This window comes from Acidaminobacter sp. JC074, assembly GCF_022496765.1.
GTDB lineage: Bacteria > Bacillota > Clostridia > Peptostreptococcales > Acidaminobacteraceae > JABXKX01.
Map to the genome: position 1 here is coordinate 1 of NZ_VANV01000046.1, position 17,612 is coordinate 17,612.

The 17,612-nt window shown below is 34.9% G+C and carries 18 protein-coding genes; 5 read left to right on the top strand and 13 right to left on the bottom strand.

Annotated features, from left to right (window positions below):
* Window positions 1-194: 194 nt before the first annotated feature.
* From hutH to EZV73_RS27915, 4 genes are all read right to left on the bottom strand, one after another.
* The gene (gene hutH / locus EZV73_RS27900) at window positions 195-1,727 is read right to left on the bottom strand and encodes a histidine ammonia-lyase (protein ID WP_240843872.1); all 1,533 of its coding nucleotides are present in this window, start codon (window positions 1,725-1,727) and stop codon (window positions 195-197) included.
* Window positions 1,728-1,824: 97 nt separating this feature from the next.
* Complete coding sequence (locus EZV73_RS27905) at window positions 1,825-2,712, bottom strand: phosphotransferase enzyme family protein (protein WP_240843873.1); 888 nt, start codon at window positions 2,710-2,712, stop codon at window positions 1,825-1,827.
* A complete protein-coding gene (locus EZV73_RS27910) occupies window positions 2,696-3,145 on the bottom strand; it encodes a GNAT family N-acetyltransferase (RefSeq protein ID WP_240843874.1) in 450 nt (149 codons plus the stop codon). Before EZV73_RS27910 ends, EZV73_RS27905 begins: the two co-directional genes overlap by 17 nt.
* Window positions 3,146-3,153: 8 nt before the next feature.
* Window positions 3,154-4,866 (bottom strand): hypothetical protein, encoded by a 1,713-nt coding sequence (locus EZV73_RS27915; protein WP_240843875.1) that lies wholly within the window; start codon window positions 4,864-4,866, stop codon window positions 3,154-3,156.
* Window positions 4,867-4,958: 92 nt separating this feature from the next.
* Here EZV73_RS27915 and EZV73_RS27920 point away from each other — a divergent pair, with 92 nt between their 5' ends.
* The gene (locus EZV73_RS27920) at window positions 4,959-5,726 is read left to right on the top strand and encodes a helix-turn-helix domain-containing protein (protein WP_240843876.1); all 768 of its coding nucleotides are present in this window, start codon (window positions 4,959-4,961) and stop codon (window positions 5,724-5,726) included.
* Window positions 5,727-5,744: 18 nt separating this feature from the next.
* Here EZV73_RS27920 and EZV73_RS27925 read toward each other — a convergent pair whose 3' ends face one another.
* The 7 genes from EZV73_RS27925 to epsC all read right to left on the bottom strand — a co-directional run bounded on the left by EZV73_RS27925 (window position 5,745) and on the right by epsC (window position 12,050).
* The gene (locus EZV73_RS27925; RefSeq protein WP_240843877.1) at window positions 5,745-8,399 is read right to left on the bottom strand and encodes a UvrD-helicase domain-containing protein; all 2,655 of its coding nucleotides are present in this window, start codon (window positions 8,397-8,399) and stop codon (window positions 5,745-5,747) included.
* A gap of 51 nt (window positions 8,400-8,450) precedes the next feature.
* Complete coding sequence (locus tag EZV73_RS27930; RefSeq protein WP_240843878.1) at window positions 8,451-8,783, bottom strand: hypothetical protein; 333 nt, start codon at window positions 8,781-8,783, stop codon at window positions 8,451-8,453.
* Between the two features lie 504 nt (window positions 8,784-9,287).
* A complete protein-coding gene (locus tag EZV73_RS27935) occupies window positions 9,288-9,836 on the bottom strand; it encodes a bifunctional 2-polyprenyl-6-hydroxyphenol methylase/3-demethylubiquinol 3-O-methyltransferase UbiG (protein WP_240843889.1) in 549 nt (182 codons plus the stop codon).
* 5 nt (window positions 9,837-9,841) lie between these two features.
* Window positions 9,842-10,021 (bottom strand): hypothetical protein, encoded by a 180-nt coding sequence (locus EZV73_RS27940; protein ID WP_240843879.1) that lies wholly within the window; start codon window positions 10,019-10,021, stop codon window positions 9,842-9,844.
* Window positions 10,022-10,765: an HAD-IIA family hydrolase gene (locus tag EZV73_RS27945; protein WP_240843880.1), complete on the bottom strand. Its 744-nt coding sequence runs from the start codon at window positions 10,763-10,765 to the stop codon at window positions 10,022-10,024. It abuts the gene before it with no gap.
* A gap of 123 nt (window positions 10,766-10,888) precedes the next feature.
* Window positions 10,889-11,437 carry a class I SAM-dependent methyltransferase gene (locus EZV73_RS27950; RefSeq protein WP_240843881.1) on the bottom strand — a complete coding sequence of 183 codons (549 nt, stop codon included), beginning with the start codon at window positions 11,435-11,437 and terminating at the stop codon, window positions 10,889-10,891.
* Window positions 11,438-11,462: 25 nt separating this feature from the next.
* Complete coding sequence (gene epsC / locus EZV73_RS27955; protein ID WP_240843882.1) at window positions 11,463-12,050, bottom strand: serine O-acetyltransferase EpsC; 588 nt, start codon at window positions 12,048-12,050, stop codon at window positions 11,463-11,465.
* Window positions 12,051-12,263: 213 nt separating this feature from the next.
* Here epsC and EZV73_RS27960 point away from each other — a divergent pair, with 213 nt between their 5' ends.
* The 4 genes from EZV73_RS27960 to EZV73_RS27975 are packed head-to-tail and all read left to right on the top strand — an operon-like array spanning window position 12,264 to window position 15,715.
* Window positions 12,264-13,661, top strand: a complete 1,398-nt coding sequence (locus EZV73_RS27960; protein ID WP_240843883.1) for an NAD(P)/FAD-dependent oxidoreductase — start codon at window positions 12,264-12,266, stop codon at window positions 13,659-13,661.
* A 13-nt stretch (window positions 13,662-13,674) separates the two neighbouring features.
* A complete protein-coding gene (locus EZV73_RS27965; RefSeq protein WP_240843884.1) occupies window positions 13,675-14,346 on the top strand; it encodes a TVP38/TMEM64 family protein in 672 nt (223 codons plus the stop codon).
* 2 nt (window positions 14,347-14,348) lie between these two features.
* Entirely contained in the window at window positions 14,349-14,936 is a 588-nt protein-coding gene (locus EZV73_RS27970) for a CDP-alcohol phosphatidyltransferase family protein (RefSeq protein ID WP_240843885.1), read from the top strand.
* Between the two features lie 2 nt (window positions 14,937-14,938).
* Window positions 14,939-15,715, top strand: coding sequence for a sterol desaturase family protein (locus EZV73_RS27975; RefSeq protein ID WP_240843886.1), 777 nt, complete (start codon window positions 14,939-14,941; stop codon window positions 15,713-15,715).
* Between the two features lie 477 nt (window positions 15,716-16,192).
* Here the strand turns inward: EZV73_RS27975 and EZV73_RS27980 are convergent, their stop codons facing one another.
* Entirely contained in the window at window positions 16,193-16,348 is a 156-nt protein-coding gene (locus EZV73_RS27980; protein ID WP_240843887.1) for a hypothetical protein, read from the bottom strand.
* Between the two features lie 37 nt (window positions 16,349-16,385).
* Window positions 16,386-17,612: RNA-guided endonuclease IscB (iscB, locus tag EZV73_RS27985; protein ID WP_240843888.1), on the bottom strand; the 1,227-nt coding region annotated here is incomplete at its 5' end.

Below are 17,612 nucleotides of genomic sequence, written 5' to 3' on the forward strand. Positions count from 1 at the left end.
TTGATTTTCTGTTTCTTTGTTTTCTTGACGCCATTACTTCATTTACCATCCTTTGTGTCCTTTCTAGATTGTAGCACACAAAGTCAATAAAAATAAGTGTGCTATCAGATCCTTAGTTCTGATTTACACACTTTATTTTACACTCCCTCGGAATGCAGGGAAATAGATAAAATCAATCTATTTCAACACTCCCTTTATTTTATCTCAACTTCTTCTTCAATCTTCTTTAGGAAGTCTCCTGATTTTACAAGTTCAATGCATTTATCTTGCTCTAAATAAAGTACCAAATCCTCTGAAATAAAATCAACTTTTTTTCTAACTTCTTTATAAGCGATTTCTGTACCTATACCTAGATTATTCTTTTCTCTGTAATCTAGTGCTTGACACGCCGCTAACAACTCTAAAGAAAGAACCGTTAAGGTATTTTTAACAACCTCGTGACCTTTTCTAGCAGAAATGGTTCCCATACTTACATGATCTTCTTGATTTGCAGAAGTTGGTATAGAATCAACACTTGCGGGATGACATAAAACTTTGTTTTCACTCACTAATGCTGCAGCTGGAAACTGTGTCATCATGATACCGCTGTTAAGACCTTCATTCTTAATCAGAAAAGCAGGTAAACCGTTATTAAGTGCTGGATTAACAAGTTTTTCAAGCCTTCTTTCTGAGATGTTGGCTATTTCAGCAATTGCTATGGCTAGTGTATCCATTGCAATCGCAATCGGTTCCCCGTGGAAGTTAGACCCTGAGAAAACATCTACCTTACCCCCATCATTAAATATTAGAGGATTATCAGTTGCAGAGTTAATCTCAATACTAACAGTCTTGATCACATAGTCAAGTGCATCTCTTGCTGCACCATGTACAACTGGCATACATCTTAATGAATAGGAATCCTGAAGCCTTAACTCTCCTTGTTTTGTAACCAATTGACTCTTTTCAGTTAACATTCTAACATTCTTTGCACTTGTTATTTGTCCTTCTTGTGGTCTTGCAAGATGTATCCTTTCATCAAAAGCATCAATCACACCTAAAAGGGCCTCCAACGACAAAGCACCTACTATATCTGCTGTTTTTACAGCTACAATGGCATCATAAGTTGCTAAGACACCTACCGCCATCATACTACAGGTTCCATTGATTAAAGCCAATCCTTCTTTTTCCTTAAGAGCTACTGTCTTAATACCAGCCTTTTCCATGGCCTCTTTACCAGAAAGTCTTTGACCTTGATATTCAGCTATACCTAAACCGATCATAGGTAGTACCATGTGGGCTAAAGGACATAAATCACCGCTTGCTCCTACAGAACCTTGTTGACGTATAATGGGATGAACACCTTTATTGAGCATTTCAATTAATACATTCAAGGTCTCCATAGATATACCTGATAAGCCTTTAGCCAGTGCATTGATTCTTAAGGCCATCATTGCACGAGTGACCTCTGTTGAAAACTCTTCTCCAACACCTACAGCATGTGACATAATCAAATTCTTCTGTAGCTTAGCATTATCTTCTTTAGAAACAGCTATTGTTGCAAGCTTGCCAAAGCCTGTATTAATGCCATAAATTCTTGTAGAATCTGCTACGATCTTGTCAACTACAATCCTAGAAGCTTTAATATCCTTAATCGATTCTTCAGCTAAAACGACACTAACATTGTTTCTACTTACATCTACAATATCCTCAATAGAAACATTCATACCATCCAATACAATTTTCTTCATAACTAATCCTCCTCATTTGTCATTAGATTAGCACGTTATGTAAATAGAATGTCAACTATGACAAAATGCAAAAAAGATAAAAAACGTAAGGTGCGCCTTACGTTTTATCTCTAATCTTGTCATAGACATCCATCATCCATAGATAAACTTGTTCAATATAATCTAAATCTTCATCACAAGCTATCATCTTAGCAAGTTCATAATAATGAAATGATAACAGAAACTTAAGAAAATCTTCTTTGCTTTCAAGAATCATGTTGAGCTCAGTATCTATTAAGCATTCGAAGTAAGTATCAATAAATACTCTTGCTAGACCTGGGGCTTTTAACCCAATAAAGTGATAACTAGTCAAAGCATCATATAGTGGGTAAGCATACTGTGATTCCTCCCAATCATATACTACCTCTATGTCACACTTCACAGGATTGAAGAATACATTATCAAAACTATAATCACCATGAATTAGGATATGTTTTGAATGATGATAAGCCTTCTCCAAATCGCTTACCATACGCTCACATGCCCTAAAGTCAACAACATTAAAGGCATTCACTTGAAACATTATTTTTTTATCAACTTTCAGAGTCTCTTCCTTAATGCCTTTGTTTTCTATCTTGCTAAGTGATAAGTGAATTTCGGCTAAGGTCTCAGCTAGATGCACAACCTCTTTTCTATTAGGACTAGAAAGTTTTCTTCCTTCCATGTAATGAAAGAGGCTGTAGTATGACCCATCTTCAATAGCCACTGTACTTCCCACTTTTGTTACAATTGGTATGGGCACAGTTATTTCTAAAGTAGAATCTAGCTTAGATAATAAATAATGTTCTTCTAAAATGATATTTAAATCTTTTGTTCGATATTTCTTCAAAAAGTATAATTTTTTGTTTCCTAACGCACCTACCCAAGCCTTATTCATATGACCATCACCAATATAGGTCCAAGTCAAATTCTCTTCTATCTCGTAGGCTTTAATTATTGTTTTCATTGATTCTCTTTTCTAACAACACAAAGTCATTATCGATTGCATAACCTTGTTTTAGATAAAATCTATCGATCCCATGTTTTTTTGATGTAAATAGCTGAACATGTTCGATCTTACATTCACATAAATGTCTTTCTAATGCTCGAATAAGTTTACCACCAACACCTTTATTTTTATCACCAGCTTTCACAAACATCTCTTTGATAAAAAAAATCTGAAAGCCATTCATCTGTTCCACATGACCAAATAATGCACCAATAATCTGATCTTTGTTGCAGTAAACTAAACCATAGAACCTCGGTGTATTTTGAATATCTACTAATCTTGCCATTGAATCCTCGTAGTTCCATTGCTCAAACCATGGCGCTTCTTTAAATGAAGCTCTATGTACCTCTATACATGAACTTAAATCACTTTTTTCAAATGTTCTTATCATAGCTACTCCTAAAAATTATCTGATTTTACTTTAACGGCTTCTTCAAAAGGTGTATCAAATATAAACTCAAAATACTCTTCTTGTCCCTTTAAATAATAGCCAAACCACGCCTTTAAATAATAATCTCTTATGAAACCTGCTTGATTAAGTATATACCCATCTTCTAACTTCTCACTTGAAATCAGATTAAACTTTTCTATAAAGAGTCCTGTATTGAGTAAACCTTTTGACAACATACGCGGCTTTTCAATTGTAACTTTCCAATCTTGATCACCAGCTGTTGGATAGTATGAGAAGGTATCTTCAATTAGGTTTCCGTGATCAGAATTTTGTACTTCAACAGCTATTTTAGGACCATTAGCCCTATTATAAGTAGCTGTAAGTATAGGGTCTGGATTGTCAGGTGTCGCCTTAACACGTTCATCCGCTAAAACATAAGTTTTATTAATATCTCCACCTTGAGGTATATACATGTCTTGCCAAACATTCTTAAATATTAAATCTAAAAAATCATCCTCTTGACCATGTAGTAAAAACAGTGGCTTTGTGATCTCTTTATCTTCTAAATCGTCCGGTTCCCATTTGACCGGCACACCATTGTTAATGCCTAAACCAACCTTGATATCATCGAGTCTTTCAAGGGCAACCATTGTTGTGATAGAACCTAGAGAATGACCAGTCATACCAATACTATCAATATCGATTTTTCCAGCAAAATCTCCTTTTAAGTTCATCACTTTTAGATCAACAATAATCGCTTCTACATCTTTTACTCTTTGGTCAAACAAATCCCCCATCATCTCAGTCGCTAAGATACCACCATCTGCAGGTGCTTTTGAAGCTTTAATCTGATTCATCATCTCATCAAAGCTACCACTTGCTTCAGCGGCTTTCATATCTAACTCTGTACCATACAGATACTTAAAAAAGTTCTCTACAACATTACCTTGATTCTGTAGTTTTAGATAATAATCGTGAACCTCTTCCTCAGACTTCTTTCCTACAATAGAATTTGGATTTGAAAACACTTCAGGCATGCTACCGTCTGAAACGAAAGTAGGTGCGACTACAATGTAACCTTGACTGGCTAAGGCTTCAGCAGATTCATTCCACATGTAACCTGTGCCACCTAAACCATGGGCCATAACAATAACTGGAAACTTGCCTTCAGCTACAGGCGCGTTCATTTTTGAGTCTAATTTTCTATTTAGTGCTTCATCAACTAATTCAGAGGTTATTTTCTTAAATTCCTCTTCTGTAGATTCATTTAACAAGGTTCTCATATCTTTTCCATCTTTTCTAGTTAAACTACTAATACTTGATCTAGCAAGCTCTTTCTGGAAGTATTCATCTTGTATATATAAATCTCTCATATATACATCATCACCTGATGCCATCGGCTCTTGCCCCAAATGGTCATATTGTGCCTCTTTAACCTTTGCAGAAGGATACCACATTTGAGTGACTACAGTGTGTGGCTCAAATGCGTTTAGCTCTTTAAAGAATGTTTGATGTTCTTTATTCCCATATTTTTCTCCCCATGCATTAAAAACTTGGCTTTCATCAGTTACAAACAGCTTCATATAACCTACACCATATAGACCAGCAGTATCTAATGAATGGTCTACCATTTTTTCTCCATCTAACTCTAACTCACTCACTTGACACGATGTTAGTAAGATTGCCATTACCAATAATAAAACAAATAATTTCTTTTTCATAATTTCCTCACTTTCACCTTAGTTTAACAAGCTGAATAACTTTCAGTAAGTAGTGAGTTTATGGTATCATAAAAAATAATAGGGAGAATCATATGACAAAAATTGACTCATTAAAAACACTTGGACAATTTATAAGAAAGAAAAGAGAATCTACACTACCCGAAGTTTATAACTTACAAGTCGGCAGAAGAAAAACTTCAGGACTTAGAAGAGAAGAAGTTGCAACATTAAGCGGTATCAGCATTTCACTTTATACGCTGATCGAACAAGGACAGTATCAGCATCCATCAGTAGATGTTCTGATGTCAATTGGAAGAACCTTGAAAATGACGCCTGAAGAGCTCAATCATATTATGGTTTTGTCCAGCAATCAAAATATCATTGACAGTAAACCAAGTGGTGAATTAAGTGATGACATTCAATTTCTACTGGACGATTTTAGTTCTGTCTCTGCTTTAGTATTAGATGCCTATTGGTACATCCTTTATGCCAACGAAAACTTTTTAACGAACCTTGCCTTAAAAGATGTAACAGGCAAACACTTTTTTGACTTACTGTTAGATGATGAACTAACCAAAGTCATTGAAAATATCAAAGATCTTAGAAAAACATTCATTTCAATATTTAGATATACTTCATCTACCCTATATCATGATGATAAGTTCTCTGACCTTATGAACAATCATTTGCTTACTATGAAAGATTTTGAACAAGGCTGGTCCAATCAAGTAGTACTTGGTAATCCAAATCATGTTTCTCTTACTACAAATATAAATGGTGATAAACAAAAGTATCGCTTCTTACCACTTTATCCTGTAACAGATACTGATTTTGTTATATTTACTTTTCAAAAAACTTAAAAGGTGCCCTTGCACCTTTTAATCTACCTTTTCTTTATGTTCACACAGTGGATAATTAGAACAACCATAGAACTCACCATACTGACCAGACCTCTTAATCAGAAAGCCACCACAGCCACATCTTTTGGTATCTCGTAAAATGCTTGCATCATTCAAAGTGAAATCACATCCTGGATAATTGGAACAACCAACAAAGCTCTTTTTACCTTGCCTTTCAACAAGTTTTCCTACCAAACATTTAGGACAAGAAACTTCTTTAAGGGTATTATCAACAAGCGATTTATTAATAGAAACACCATCTGTCTTCATAAACTCTTTGATAAAAATAGATTCATTTAAATGAGTGGTCATCAAATATGTCTTGTTTCTAGTTCTTGTTAAAGCCACATAGAAGAGCCTTCTCTCCTCAGCAAAATCATAGGCTTCTAGTTTAGTCAGTACATAAGACACAATAGGATCATCTGATATCTTATTTGGAAAACCTAGCTTGTCATTTTCTCCATTGATGATGATGACGTTATCTGCTTCTAACCCTTTAGAGCGATGGGCAGACATATAGTCTATTGATAGACCTTTATACTTGTTATAGATAATCTTACCTGAATCATATGTAAAAGCGTTAGAATGTGAAAGAAAACCAATATCTGAGTTGTTTCTTCCAATTAAAAGTATATGACCTTCATGACCATATTCTGAAACAATCTTTTCAATTGCATACATAAGTGCCCTTACCTTGTCACCAGAATGACTGATGATTTGAACGGGCTCCTTCAAGTGTTTATCTGACTTAAGAGATTTTTTTAGCTGATCTTTGTTTCTTAAAATAAAGTCAGATGCCAGATCTATAAGCTCACTTGAGTTTCTATAAGTCCTTTCTATTCTAGACAAAGTAAACTTACCGAAGTAGGATTCAAAGTCTGTAAACAAAGAAATATCACTGCCTGCAAATCTGTAGATAGACTGCCAGTCGTCGCCAACACAGAGAAGCTTGGCACCTGTCTTTTCCTTGATCGCATGAATCAGTTTGTATCTAGATCTAGAGATATCCTGGTATTCATCAATGATGATATACTTATAGCTTAAGTCTAAGTCACCATCTGAAACTATTTTAGTGGACATGTTTATCATATCGTTAAAGTCTATGGCTCCAGCCTTTCTAAGAGAGAGTTGATAATGATCATAAATAGGTTTTACAATTCTAAAAAACAACTTACTTCTGACTCTCATAAAGGCCTTAGTTTCCCTATCTGCCAAATCATCAACTGTCTTAAAATCATTCGATGTATAACCCATAGATTTAAAAAGACCTATAAAAGTGCCAATGAGTTTTTTAAAGTCCATTAAGTACCTTTTATCACTGTAGTTAAATACAGACTCAAAGACAGCCCTTCTATCTAGTGGACGAAAAACAACCCCCTCTTGATCAAGCATCTTTTTTAAATAAGTTAAAAGACCACCTGATTTATTTAGATAAGAGTATGTTTCTATAAGCTTAGTATTATTTTTCTGGTGGAAGTCTCTTTTCCAAGCCATATCATCTAAATACTTTTTAGATTCAAGCTCGCTGTATTGAGGCGTAGTCCCCTCTTCATTTATGCCGAAATGTTCTATGTACAAATCATATTCTGGCAAGTAAAAATCAGGCTTGTATGGCTTTTTAGACTTATATGGATATAAGGATTCATATTCATACTTAATGCCGTTTAAGAATAAGAAGTTGGCAATCATAAGTTCTTCAAAGCTTTTAACCACTTCCTTATTTAAAGTAGTTTTCTCTGTCCTCATATCATGCATACCCTTGTCCATGTAGGAAGACTTAGCCTTGGAAGAAAGGGTCTCATAATCAAGACTCATCTTATACTCATGATAGTCTTCAAGAGAATCAAAGTCTTCAATTTCTTTAGGTATCTGAAGATAATATGCAAAAAAATCTACAATCATATAGAGGTTTTTCTTATTCTTATAGACTTCTCTGTTTAAATAGTCATCTATAGAATCTGACAGGTTAGACTTAATATCGGGTCTAGATTGATACTTGGTCGTAATTAAATCTAGTCCCAGCTTATGAAAGGTCTTAACCGAAACTTGAATACCAAGCTTATTTTTTATGCGATCTTCCATTTCTTCAGAAGATTTCTTTGTAAATGATATCAAAAGAATATCCTTAGGCGAGATACCCTTCTCGACAAGATACTTAACTTTTGCTGCTATGGTAAGGGTCTTTCCGCTACCTGCACCTGCCAGTATCAAACTGTTGTCATCATCAATTACAACCGCTCTTCTTTGCTTAAAGTCTAAAGACTTACCATCTAAATCATCAAATAACTCCTTATAATCATTTAGTTCTTTATTTATATAAGCCTCATTGTTCTTTTCAATGATCTTATAAAAATACTCGTAGTTAAGAAGAAAGTTTTTATAAAACTCAATTTTATGTACTCGCTTCTTTTTCTTAATGCTGTCATAGGTTTTCCTATAGTCATCATAAAAACCTACATCTTTTAAACAGATATAAGCTTTACCTGAAAGAATCTTAGAAAAAGCTGTGTTAAAGTCTTGGATTGAGGCTTTTTCTTTCATACCCTTTTCAGACTTAAAATAGGCTTTATGTTTTACATAAACCACAGATGTCAATGAAGCTGCAGCAAGTGTTGCTAGTAAAAATATTATCATTTTAATCCTTATTTTTTCAATTAAAAAGGATATCAAGAGATATCCAAATTTTTATAGACATGCAATGATTTGATCAGAAAATAACATGATCTTATCAAACATCAAATTGTACTTGGGATTGCTTTCTGTATGTACGGATGCTTTGTTTTTTACATAGACATTTTTTATGGTCACCGATACACCTTCATCATCAGATAATATATCAGACTTTATGTATCTGTTACTTGTAAACCAGTTATCTGTCACAACTTCTACATCTTCAAGCAATAAAACCAACCAACCAATTTCATGAACATATACTTCCATTGCTTGTTCACCTTGCTTGATTTTTTCATCCCTTAAATTCAGCATTGCTTTTACCTTGTTTTTCATTAACTCTTGCATTTATGCCTCCTCTTCAACAATCCTATTCTAATTATACATCATCAAAGGAAAATTAAAAAGTTTCTTGGGAAAAGACCTTTTGTCAAAAAATAAAAAATCACCCGACTCGCATCAAGTGATTTCTCGCATAAAATATTAATAGGGGGGATTGAAGTTAAAATCATCTATTTACTATGATATCTTTCTTCTAAATACATAGTAACACCCTCGTGTGTACTTTATATGTACTTATTGTGTCAAAATGATGAAAATATATGACAATTTCATAAGAATTTTAATCATTCTAAGAAATTTTTCTAAACTAGAGTTTTTTATTCAAGACGTAAAAAATCACTTGATTCGCACCAAGTGATCTCTCGCATAAAATATTATAGGGGGGATTGAAGTAAAATCATCTATTTACTATGATATCTATCTTCTGACTTAATAATAACAAATAAGTGTGTACTCCATATGTACACCAAATGTCATTTTAATAAGATATGTTACAATCCCGTCACACTCCTAATCATTTAATACAAAAATGTATGTAATAAAGTCCCCTCTTGCATCTTTCGTCTCTAAAGTTTTCATTAAACTCATCCGACCTTCTAAACCTTTGAAATCCTCTATTCTAAGAAGATCTTCAACTGTAATTTTTCCATCAGGTGTATGTTTGTCACTAAAACCAGAAACAAATAGTGTGCCCTGACTCGAAAGCAGGTCTGGCAATTTATTAATAAGATCACTTGGTAACCTATAATGATTGATGACAATGGTGTCATAAATGCCAAGACCATCAAGTGCAGAAGCTAATGTTAAATCTCTCTGATAGGTCATGATGCCATTTGAAAAAGATTCTAACCTCTTAAGTGCTTGATCAGAAAAATCTAGTCCTGTAACTTCAAAGCCCTTCTCATCTAGATATAAACTGTTTCTACCATCTCCACAAGCTAAGTCCAAAAGACGTCCTCTTTTTAAAAGATGAAGATGATCTACCAACATAGGATCAGGCCCTAAAGGCTTATTGCCTCTTTGTTTAAACTTTTGATCCCAATAGGATTTGTCTCCCATATATTTCAACTGGATTGCCTTCTTTCATTAAAATACCTAACAAAGTGTAACAGACTTATTAAAAGAGCAAATAGAGCTGAGAAGATGAAAAATACTTTAACATCATTAACCAGTGCTGATGCTGTAAACAAAGTAGCTGATATCAGCCAAAGTATGGCTATGACTAGGTTTCTGTTAAATTTCATTTAAGTCTCCTTTATTATATCCATTAAACAAGCTACTGATTGTTTTACAATTGTCTTTTCTTCGTCGCCTTTTTTATATTTGCCAGACTTAAGTAGCACGCCGTGACAACCTGCTTGATTAGCACCTAAGATGTCTGTAGACCAGTCGTCTCCTATTACAGTTACTTTATCTTCAGTGGTATTCAGTAAGTCGACTGCTGATTTAAAATAAGAAAGTGATGGCTTTCCTAGTACTTCTATCCTTTGGTCTGTTGCAGATTCTAATAAAGAAACAAATGACCCTGTATCTAGAAACTTGTCTCCATTTCTTAAATAAAACTTTGACTTTGATGCTGTTATAACTGGTACATTTCTTATCATCAACTCAAAAGTCTTTTGCAGTTCCTTGTATCCTAAAGCATCCTTTTCAAAATCTAGTAGCATGACCAGATCAGGATTAAGGTCATCGAGTTCAAGGGATACTTGTTCTTTTTCAAGCTTAGAACCTAGCACATAGGCTTTTGAGTAGTTTTGTCTTTTACCATAAATATTCATGGCTATTATGGGGTTGATGATTTGAGAAAGTTCAACTTTTATACCAACATTATTAAGCCTCTTTCTTATCAAATGGGGGGACTTTACCGAATTGGTCATAATCACAAACTCAGCCCCCTTCTTTTGTAGACTTGCAATAAAGTCCACAGCATCTAAGTTGGCCTTTTCACCATCTAACAAGGTACCATCTAAATCAATAATATACTTCATATAGCCCTCCTTTAGTCTAATCTCATTAAAGCATATAAAATAGATAAATAAAACAGACTTACAGTAAATTTTTAGGTCGATTTTGACTATAAAAAATACCTAAGCAAAAGGCTTAGGCATATCTTATTTCTTACCAATAACAAGGTAAAAAACATCGTTTAATTCTATATTTTCAATATCTTTTAAACCTAGTGATTCAAATAACTGGACCACATCATCAGATGCAACCCTCTTTTCTACACTCGGTCCAAAGCCAGTTTCCTTCTTTTGAAAATCCAGATAAATCAGTCTGCCATCTACATCTAGCTTGTCTATGGCATCTCTTGTAAACTGCTTTAAATCTGGTAACTCATGAATGACCGTTGATGTAAAAAAGACATGAACTTTTTCACTCAGTTTTTCTTTAAAATCGCCTAAGATCGGTATCACAAGCTTGTCTTTATTTCTTTTTTCAAGCTCCTCTATCATAACTTCTGAGATATCTATACCATAAACTTTTTTAGCGGTCTGAGAAAAAGGAAAAGAAAAGTAGCCAATACCACAACCCACATCAGCTACAATCATATTTTCATCTAACTGAATGCTTTCAATGACTTTATCAATAGGCAATATCTTTCTTCTTTCTGGACTATCTAGCTTTTTAAAATGCTTTTCATTAAATATATGCGACATATTATCCTCCTTAATCCATTATACATTAAGCACAGGTTGTTTTTCTAAATTTTTTCTTGCCTGATATCACGGTATATTCGGTCATATCTCTTTCCTCATGTTTTTTAATGACTTTAGCAGGTATGCCTACAACCGTTGCATTTTCAGGTACCTCTTTTAAAACTACCGAACCTGCACCGATCTTAGAATTCATACCTACAGTAAAAGAACCCAAGACCTTAGCACCTGCACTAATAAGGACATTGTCACCAATGGTCGGATGTCTTTTACCACTTTCTTTACCAGTACCACCTAAGGTAACACCTTGATAGATCGTTACATGATCACCTATGACTGACGTTTCTCCAATCACCACACCTTGACCATGGTCTATGAACAAACCTTGACCAATGACTGCACCAGGATGTATTTCAATGCCTGTTTTTTTGACAGCACGTTGCGACACCCATCTTGCTAAAAAGTATCTCTTTTTCAAGTAGAGATTATGTGACAACCTATAATAGAGTAAGGCAGTAAAACCGGGATACAAAAATACCTCCATAGGTGTTTTTATAGCTGGATCCTTCTCCATGATGTTTTTCATTTCACTTCTTATATACTTAATCATCTTCATAAATTAATCCTCTAACTACTTTCATTTAAAGTATACTATTTTAGTTGTAATAATCAAGCCTTTTGAAAATTTAGAAATCGTTTTCCAGCCTCTGAGGCATAAAAAACATGAATATTGTTTTTAAAAACTTAAGTTTGGTATGAATTAGATATAGATTCATTGTAGATACTCTACCGATATAGTAAAATATAAACAAATAAGAAAAGAGGTCACATGAAATACGATTATCATATAATAGTTATTGGTGCAGGCAGCGCTGGATTGGTTGTAGCCTCAGGTGCATCCAACCTTGGTGCAAAAGTAGCCCTCATTGAAGGTCATAAAATGGGAGGTGACTGCCTGAATTACGGTTGTGTACCAAGCAAAACATTTCTACATTCTGCACATACACTACAAAAGGCCAAAAAACTCAAAACACTTAATCACATGGACTACGACATTCAACTGGACCATGTCATGAAAAATGTATCTGATGTCATTTCAGATATAGCGCCTCATGACTCTATAGAAAGGTACGAATCTCTTGGTGTTAAGGTTTATGAAGGCTACGCTTCTATCAAAGACGGCCATACAGTCCTTGTTAATAACCAAGAGATTACAGGAAAAAACATCGTTATCGCCACTGGCTCTAGCCCCTTTATCCCAGATATTCAAGGGCTTAACCAAGTTGACTACCATACCAATGAAACCATCTTTACTTTAAAGAAAAAACCAAAAAGACTGATTGTTCTAGGTGCGGGCCCTATCGGTCTAGAACTCGGACAAGGCTTTTCACATCTAGGTTCTCGCGTAACCATTATAAGCAGGTCAAAAGAAATCTTTAAAAAAGAGGAACCAGAAGTTAGCGGGCTTATGATGGACAAGTTAACAAGGGACGGTCTTGATTTAAAATTAGGTTATAAAATACTTAAGGTTGATAAAAAAGAGGAGAGCATTTTTCTTCACATAGAAAAAGATGGTCAAGTAGAAATCCTTGAAGGCGATCAAATCCTGCTGGCTCTAGGCAGACAGGCAAATACTTCAGGTCTAAACCTTCAAGCCCTTGGTGTGAAAACATTGGATAAAGGCTTTATCAAAACAAATAATAAGCTCATGACAGACTGTCCATCCATTTATGCATGTGGTGATGTTGTTGGACCATACCTATTTACACATATGGCATCCTACCAGGCTTCTATTGTTATACAGAATACGATTTTTCCCATTAAGAGAAAAACGGACTATACAAGAGTACCTTGGGTAACCTATACACTGCCAGAAGTCGCTCATATTGGAAAACTCGAAAATCATGGTGATTATGACAGTCATTTCATTCACCTAAAAGATAATGACCGTGCAAAGGCCAACCATGAAGAAATAGGCTTTTTAAAGCTGATAACAGATAAAAAAGGGGTCCTTGTTGGCGCATCCATGGTAAGTGAACATGCAGGCGAGCAAATAGCACTTGCCAATCTTGCCATCAGTAAGAAGATGAAGTTAAAGGACTTCTTGTCCATGACAGTCCCTTACCCGACTCAAGCTGAACTGTTTCAGCGTCTGGCACTAAATCAACTAAAAGACAGTTTTAAGGATTGGCAAAAGAACTTGGTAAAAAAACTGTTCTTAAAATAGAAATGAGGTCACCATGAACAAGAAAAAGATTGTTCTCATCATAGGACTTATACTAGTAGCCATACTCTTTTATGGCCTGGACTTGTTTAAATACATCAGTATAGACAATCTGACTGCCATCAAAGATAGGATCCATGCTTATGGTCCACTGGCACCAATTGTGTTTATTATCTTTTACATCATTGCAACTATTTTCTTTCTACCCGGTGTACCAATTACCCTCTTATCTGGTCTATTGTTTGGACCTATATTAGGTACAATCTATGTTTCCATTGCTTCGACAATTGGTGCTAGCCTTTCATTTATCATCGCCAGATACATTGGTAGAGATTTTATTGTAAAAAGGTTTGAAAAGAAGTCTTTATTTGTTAAACTTGATACTGGTGTAAAAAACAATGGGTGGAAGATGGTTGTCATCACTAGACTGGTTCCAATCTTCCCATTTAACGCACAAAACTATTTATATGGCTTAACTGATATACCGCTGTTGACATTCGTCTTCTTTTCATGGCTCTTTATGTTGCCAGGTACCTTCGCTTATGTATCCTTAGCAGGTGCTATTGTAGCAGGTCAAGACAACCTTTCAGCAACATTTACTTATGTCGGTATCGGTATAGCACTTTTACTTATCTTATCCATTGTCAGTAAAGCCATCATAAAAAGACAACATTTAAACGAGGAGTAAACATGTTAGATACACACGGAAGAAAATACGTCCAGCCTACCATCAACAAAATAGCTGGATTTACCATAAAGCTAAAGCTTAGCCCAATACATTTGACTATCATTGCCCTTCTACTTGGATTGCTGGCAGCAGTTTTAAATGCCGTGGATTTAGTCATACCTGCCGTAATCATCTTATGGCTCTCAGGCTTAGTAGATACCCTTGATGGGAGTGTTGCAAGACTGACCAATCAAAAGAGTGACTTAGGTGCTTTTTTAGATATTACCTTTGACAGAATTGTAGAACTTGCTATCTTATATTCAATACTTTTCAAACACCCAGAATACGCAAGCATGGTTTTTGTTTTAACCTCTACATTTGTTTTGAGTATGACCGTTTTTCTAACAGTAGGCTCTTTTGCTAAAAACCATTCAGAAAAATCATTTTATTATCAGGCAGGTATCACTGAAAGAACAGAGACCTTCATCTTTTTCACTTTGATGATTCTATTAGAAAAGTGGGCTCTTGCCATTGGCTATGTTTTCGCCATACTGGTCATCATTACTGTATTTATCAGATTTAGAGAAGCCATCAAACTATTAAGGAGTTAATTATGACTTTATTAAGGTCCATAAGCTTTGTCAGTGTTTTAATGATCTGTTCAGGTCTACAGTTTATTATCCCTTGCAGGAAATTTGAATCAGATCGCTATAAGTATATGATATCCAATTTGGTCCTAGTGGGCTTTAACAATATCATACTAACTTTTATTCCCCTGATTCCTTTTACGGCTGGTATTTATGCTGTAGACAATAAGCTGGGTCTTTTTCAAATCGTAAAAGTGCCATTTGTCTTAGAGTTCATTCTGAGTCTTTTGATACTGGATGTGGTCATCTATTTTCAACACAGGCTCTTTCATAAGGTAGATTTTCTATGGAAACTCCATGCCATGCATCATATTGATCCTATGTTAGATACTACTTCAGGTCTAAGATTTCATCCATTAGAGATTATCATCTCCAATTTCATCAAGGTGGCTACCATCTTAGTATTTGGTATCACACCACTAGCAGTTGTAAGTTTTGAAATTGCCTTAAATCTATTGGCCATGTTTAATCATTCCAACATAAAAATCAATAAAAAACTGGAGCATAAGATCAACAAGATTCTTATAACTCCAGCGCTTCATACCATTCATCATTCAAAAATAAAAAATGAAACCAACTCCAACTTCGGTTTTTCAGTACCTTGGTGGGATAAGCTTTTTAATACTTTTACAGCTGAGGGTAAATATCCACAGGAAAAGATCCATATAGGCACCCTACCCATGCCAGGAAAAACATATCAACTCTTTCCCGGTATGTTGATATATCCATTTAAGAAGTTTTAGATCTCCTTTACAACTCATAGATTCATTTGATTGTATCTTTAGCTTCGAAGTAAGTAGCAAAGATCTCAAGATTATAACGCAACACTTAGTTTTCTTCTTTATACACATATGATTTTAAAAGACCTCTTTGTAAGGTCTTTTAAGTTATAGAAGTCAACGTACTCATCTTCAAGTCTAAATAGATTCTGATGTCCGAGTGATCATATCAATGTACTGGCTAATCACTTAGAACTTCTTTCACGACAATATGTTGTTACTTCACATCGAATGCTTAAATCAAGAGCATCAGAATATGTTGCTGAAGAATTAATATGAACTTACTAGATACTCGTTGAATGCTCTTCTCCTTTGTCACTTAATCTGAACTCTATTCTGTTACGCCCTTTTTCCTTAGCCTGATACATAAGTCTATCTGCCTTAGAAATATAGTTATCCAAATCCACGTCTTTATTGATGTCTATAGAAACTATACCACCACTAAAGGTCTTCTAGACCATATCTGGTATAACAAGCCTTCTTCATGTCCTCGTTAAGTTGATCTAGTAGTCTCTTTGCCTCTTGCACGTCAATTTCTTTAAATACTACTACAAACTCCTCGCCACCATCCCAGTAAAAGCGGTCATTTTTTCTCAATCTTCTATTAAAGATTTGACCTAACTCAACGATGATTTCATCTCCTGGATACTTCTGACATCCAGTCGTAAGAGGAAAGCATTATTGGTGAGAAGCTTGAGTAATTATAGCCATCTGCCTTCTGGACCAACTCACAATACTTATGATTGATGCCTTGCACTGTTCCGTGTTTTGTTTTGATATTGAAATAGCCACTTGTTCTACAAGACACAGTACCATAATAAGTTCCCTTTTTCTTACCTTTTGGTACATTCGCTTTGACTAAGTCACCACTCTTGTATCCATGATAATATTTCTGTCTTGGTTTGTAAGCTCTTGGAAAACCATACTTATCAAGTAATGTTCTCGAATGAGACCCTCTGCCACATGCACTTATTTTTAGGACCTTCAAATTCTTAGGTATCTCAAAAGATTTAGGTATCTCACCTACACATAAAGCATCATAATAATGTGTCTTTTCTAGCCCCATCTTACTTCTGTTAAACTTGGTTCTACCACCGCTAGAAACTTCTAAATTCTCAGTTTTTCTGCCAAGCATTTGATAGGTCGTTTTCCTAGATGTATTCACTCTTGCTGCATCTCTATAGAATCCCGGTCTTCCTTTTGATAGCACTTGTTCTATATACTTAACTCTGATCTGATCAATCTTCTTATGACTGCCTTTCAAACTTTCAAACCAATCTTCTAAATTCCTTGAAGCTTTTTCTTGATTACAAGTCTTACAAGCTATTGTCAAATTTGACACTCTATTGGTACCACCATTATTTCTTGATACCATATGTTCTACTTCTAAGATGGGATCTTGACTTTCACCTTTACAATACTGACATTTATGATTAGAAGTGTAAAGCAAATATTCCCTTACCTCATACCCAAATAGAGTTCCTCGTTGATACATAACACCTGAAACATCAGGATTGTCCATTAACTGAGTATCAAAACGAACCGTCTCCACTCTAATGCCCTTAATAGGACATAACTTATGTAAGCGATCTGTCACAGTTTCTATGTTGTCTACAATGGATTGTACAGAAGGTGGTAACCAACCTTCTTTTCTTGTCCTGTTCAGGAACCTCGGTTTTCTATATCGAGTCTTACGATTTCTTCTACTTTTTCTAAAACTTCTACGATCATCTAGATTTGATTTAATAACTTCTGCTCGATGATCAAGTTCTCCAAGAAAAACAACTTTTGCTTCTACTTTGGCATCTTCTACAATAGCAATACCTGTTGTCTTTGCACCTGGGTCAAACTTAAGAATATA

Coding starts and splice junctions, on each gene's coding strand:
- EZV73_RS27930 (WP_240843878.1), bottom strand. CDS start 8,783: ATGCAAGAGTTAATGAAAAACAAGGTAAAAGCAATGCTGAATTTAAGG.
- EZV73_RS27970 (WP_240843885.1), top strand. CDS start 14,349: ATGTTAGATACACACGGAAGAAAATACGTCCAGCCTACCATCAACAAA.
- EZV73_RS27945 (WP_240843880.1), bottom strand. CDS start 10,765: ATGAAGTATATTATTGATTTAGATGGTACCTTGTTAGATGGTGAAAAG.
- EZV73_RS27915 (WP_240843875.1), bottom strand. CDS start 4,866: ATGAAAAAGAAATTATTTGTTTTATTATTGGTAATGGCAATCTTACTA.
- EZV73_RS27910 (WP_240843874.1), bottom strand. CDS start 3,145: ATGATAAGAACATTTGAAAAAAGTGATTTAAGTTCATGTATAGAGGTA.
- EZV73_RS27925 (WP_240843877.1), bottom strand. CDS start 8,399: ATGATAATATTTTTACTAGCAACACTTGCTGCAGCTTCATTGACATCT.
- EZV73_RS27940 (WP_240843879.1), bottom strand. CDS start 10,021: ATGAAATTTAACAGAAACCTAGTCATAGCCATACTTTGGCTGATATCA.
- EZV73_RS27920 (WP_240843876.1), top strand. CDS start 4,959: ATGACAAAAATTGACTCATTAAAAACACTTGGACAATTTATAAGAAAG.
- EZV73_RS27960 (WP_240843883.1), top strand. CDS start 12,264: ATGAAATACGATTATCATATAATAGTTATTGGTGCAGGCAGCGCTGGA.
- epsC (WP_240843882.1), bottom strand. CDS start 12,050: ATGAAGATGATTAAGTATATAAGAAGTGAAATGAAAAACATCATGGAG.
- hutH (WP_240843872.1), bottom strand. CDS start 1,727: ATGAAGAAAATTGTATTGGATGGTATGAATGTTTCTATTGAGGATATT.
- EZV73_RS27975 (WP_240843886.1), top strand. CDS start 14,939: ATGACTTTATTAAGGTCCATAAGCTTTGTCAGTGTTTTAATGATCTGT.
- EZV73_RS27965 (WP_240843884.1), top strand. CDS start 13,675: ATGAACAAGAAAAAGATTGTTCTCATCATAGGACTTATACTAGTAGCC.
- EZV73_RS27935 (WP_240843889.1), bottom strand. CDS start 9,836: ATGGGAGACAAATCCTATTGGGATCAAAAGTTTAAACAAAGAGGCAAT.
- EZV73_RS27905 (WP_240843873.1), bottom strand. CDS start 2,712: ATGAAAACAATAATTAAAGCCTACGAGATAGAAGAGAATTTGACTTGG.
- EZV73_RS27950 (WP_240843881.1), bottom strand. CDS start 11,437: ATGTCGCATATATTTAATGAAAAGCATTTTAAAAAGCTAGATAGTCCA.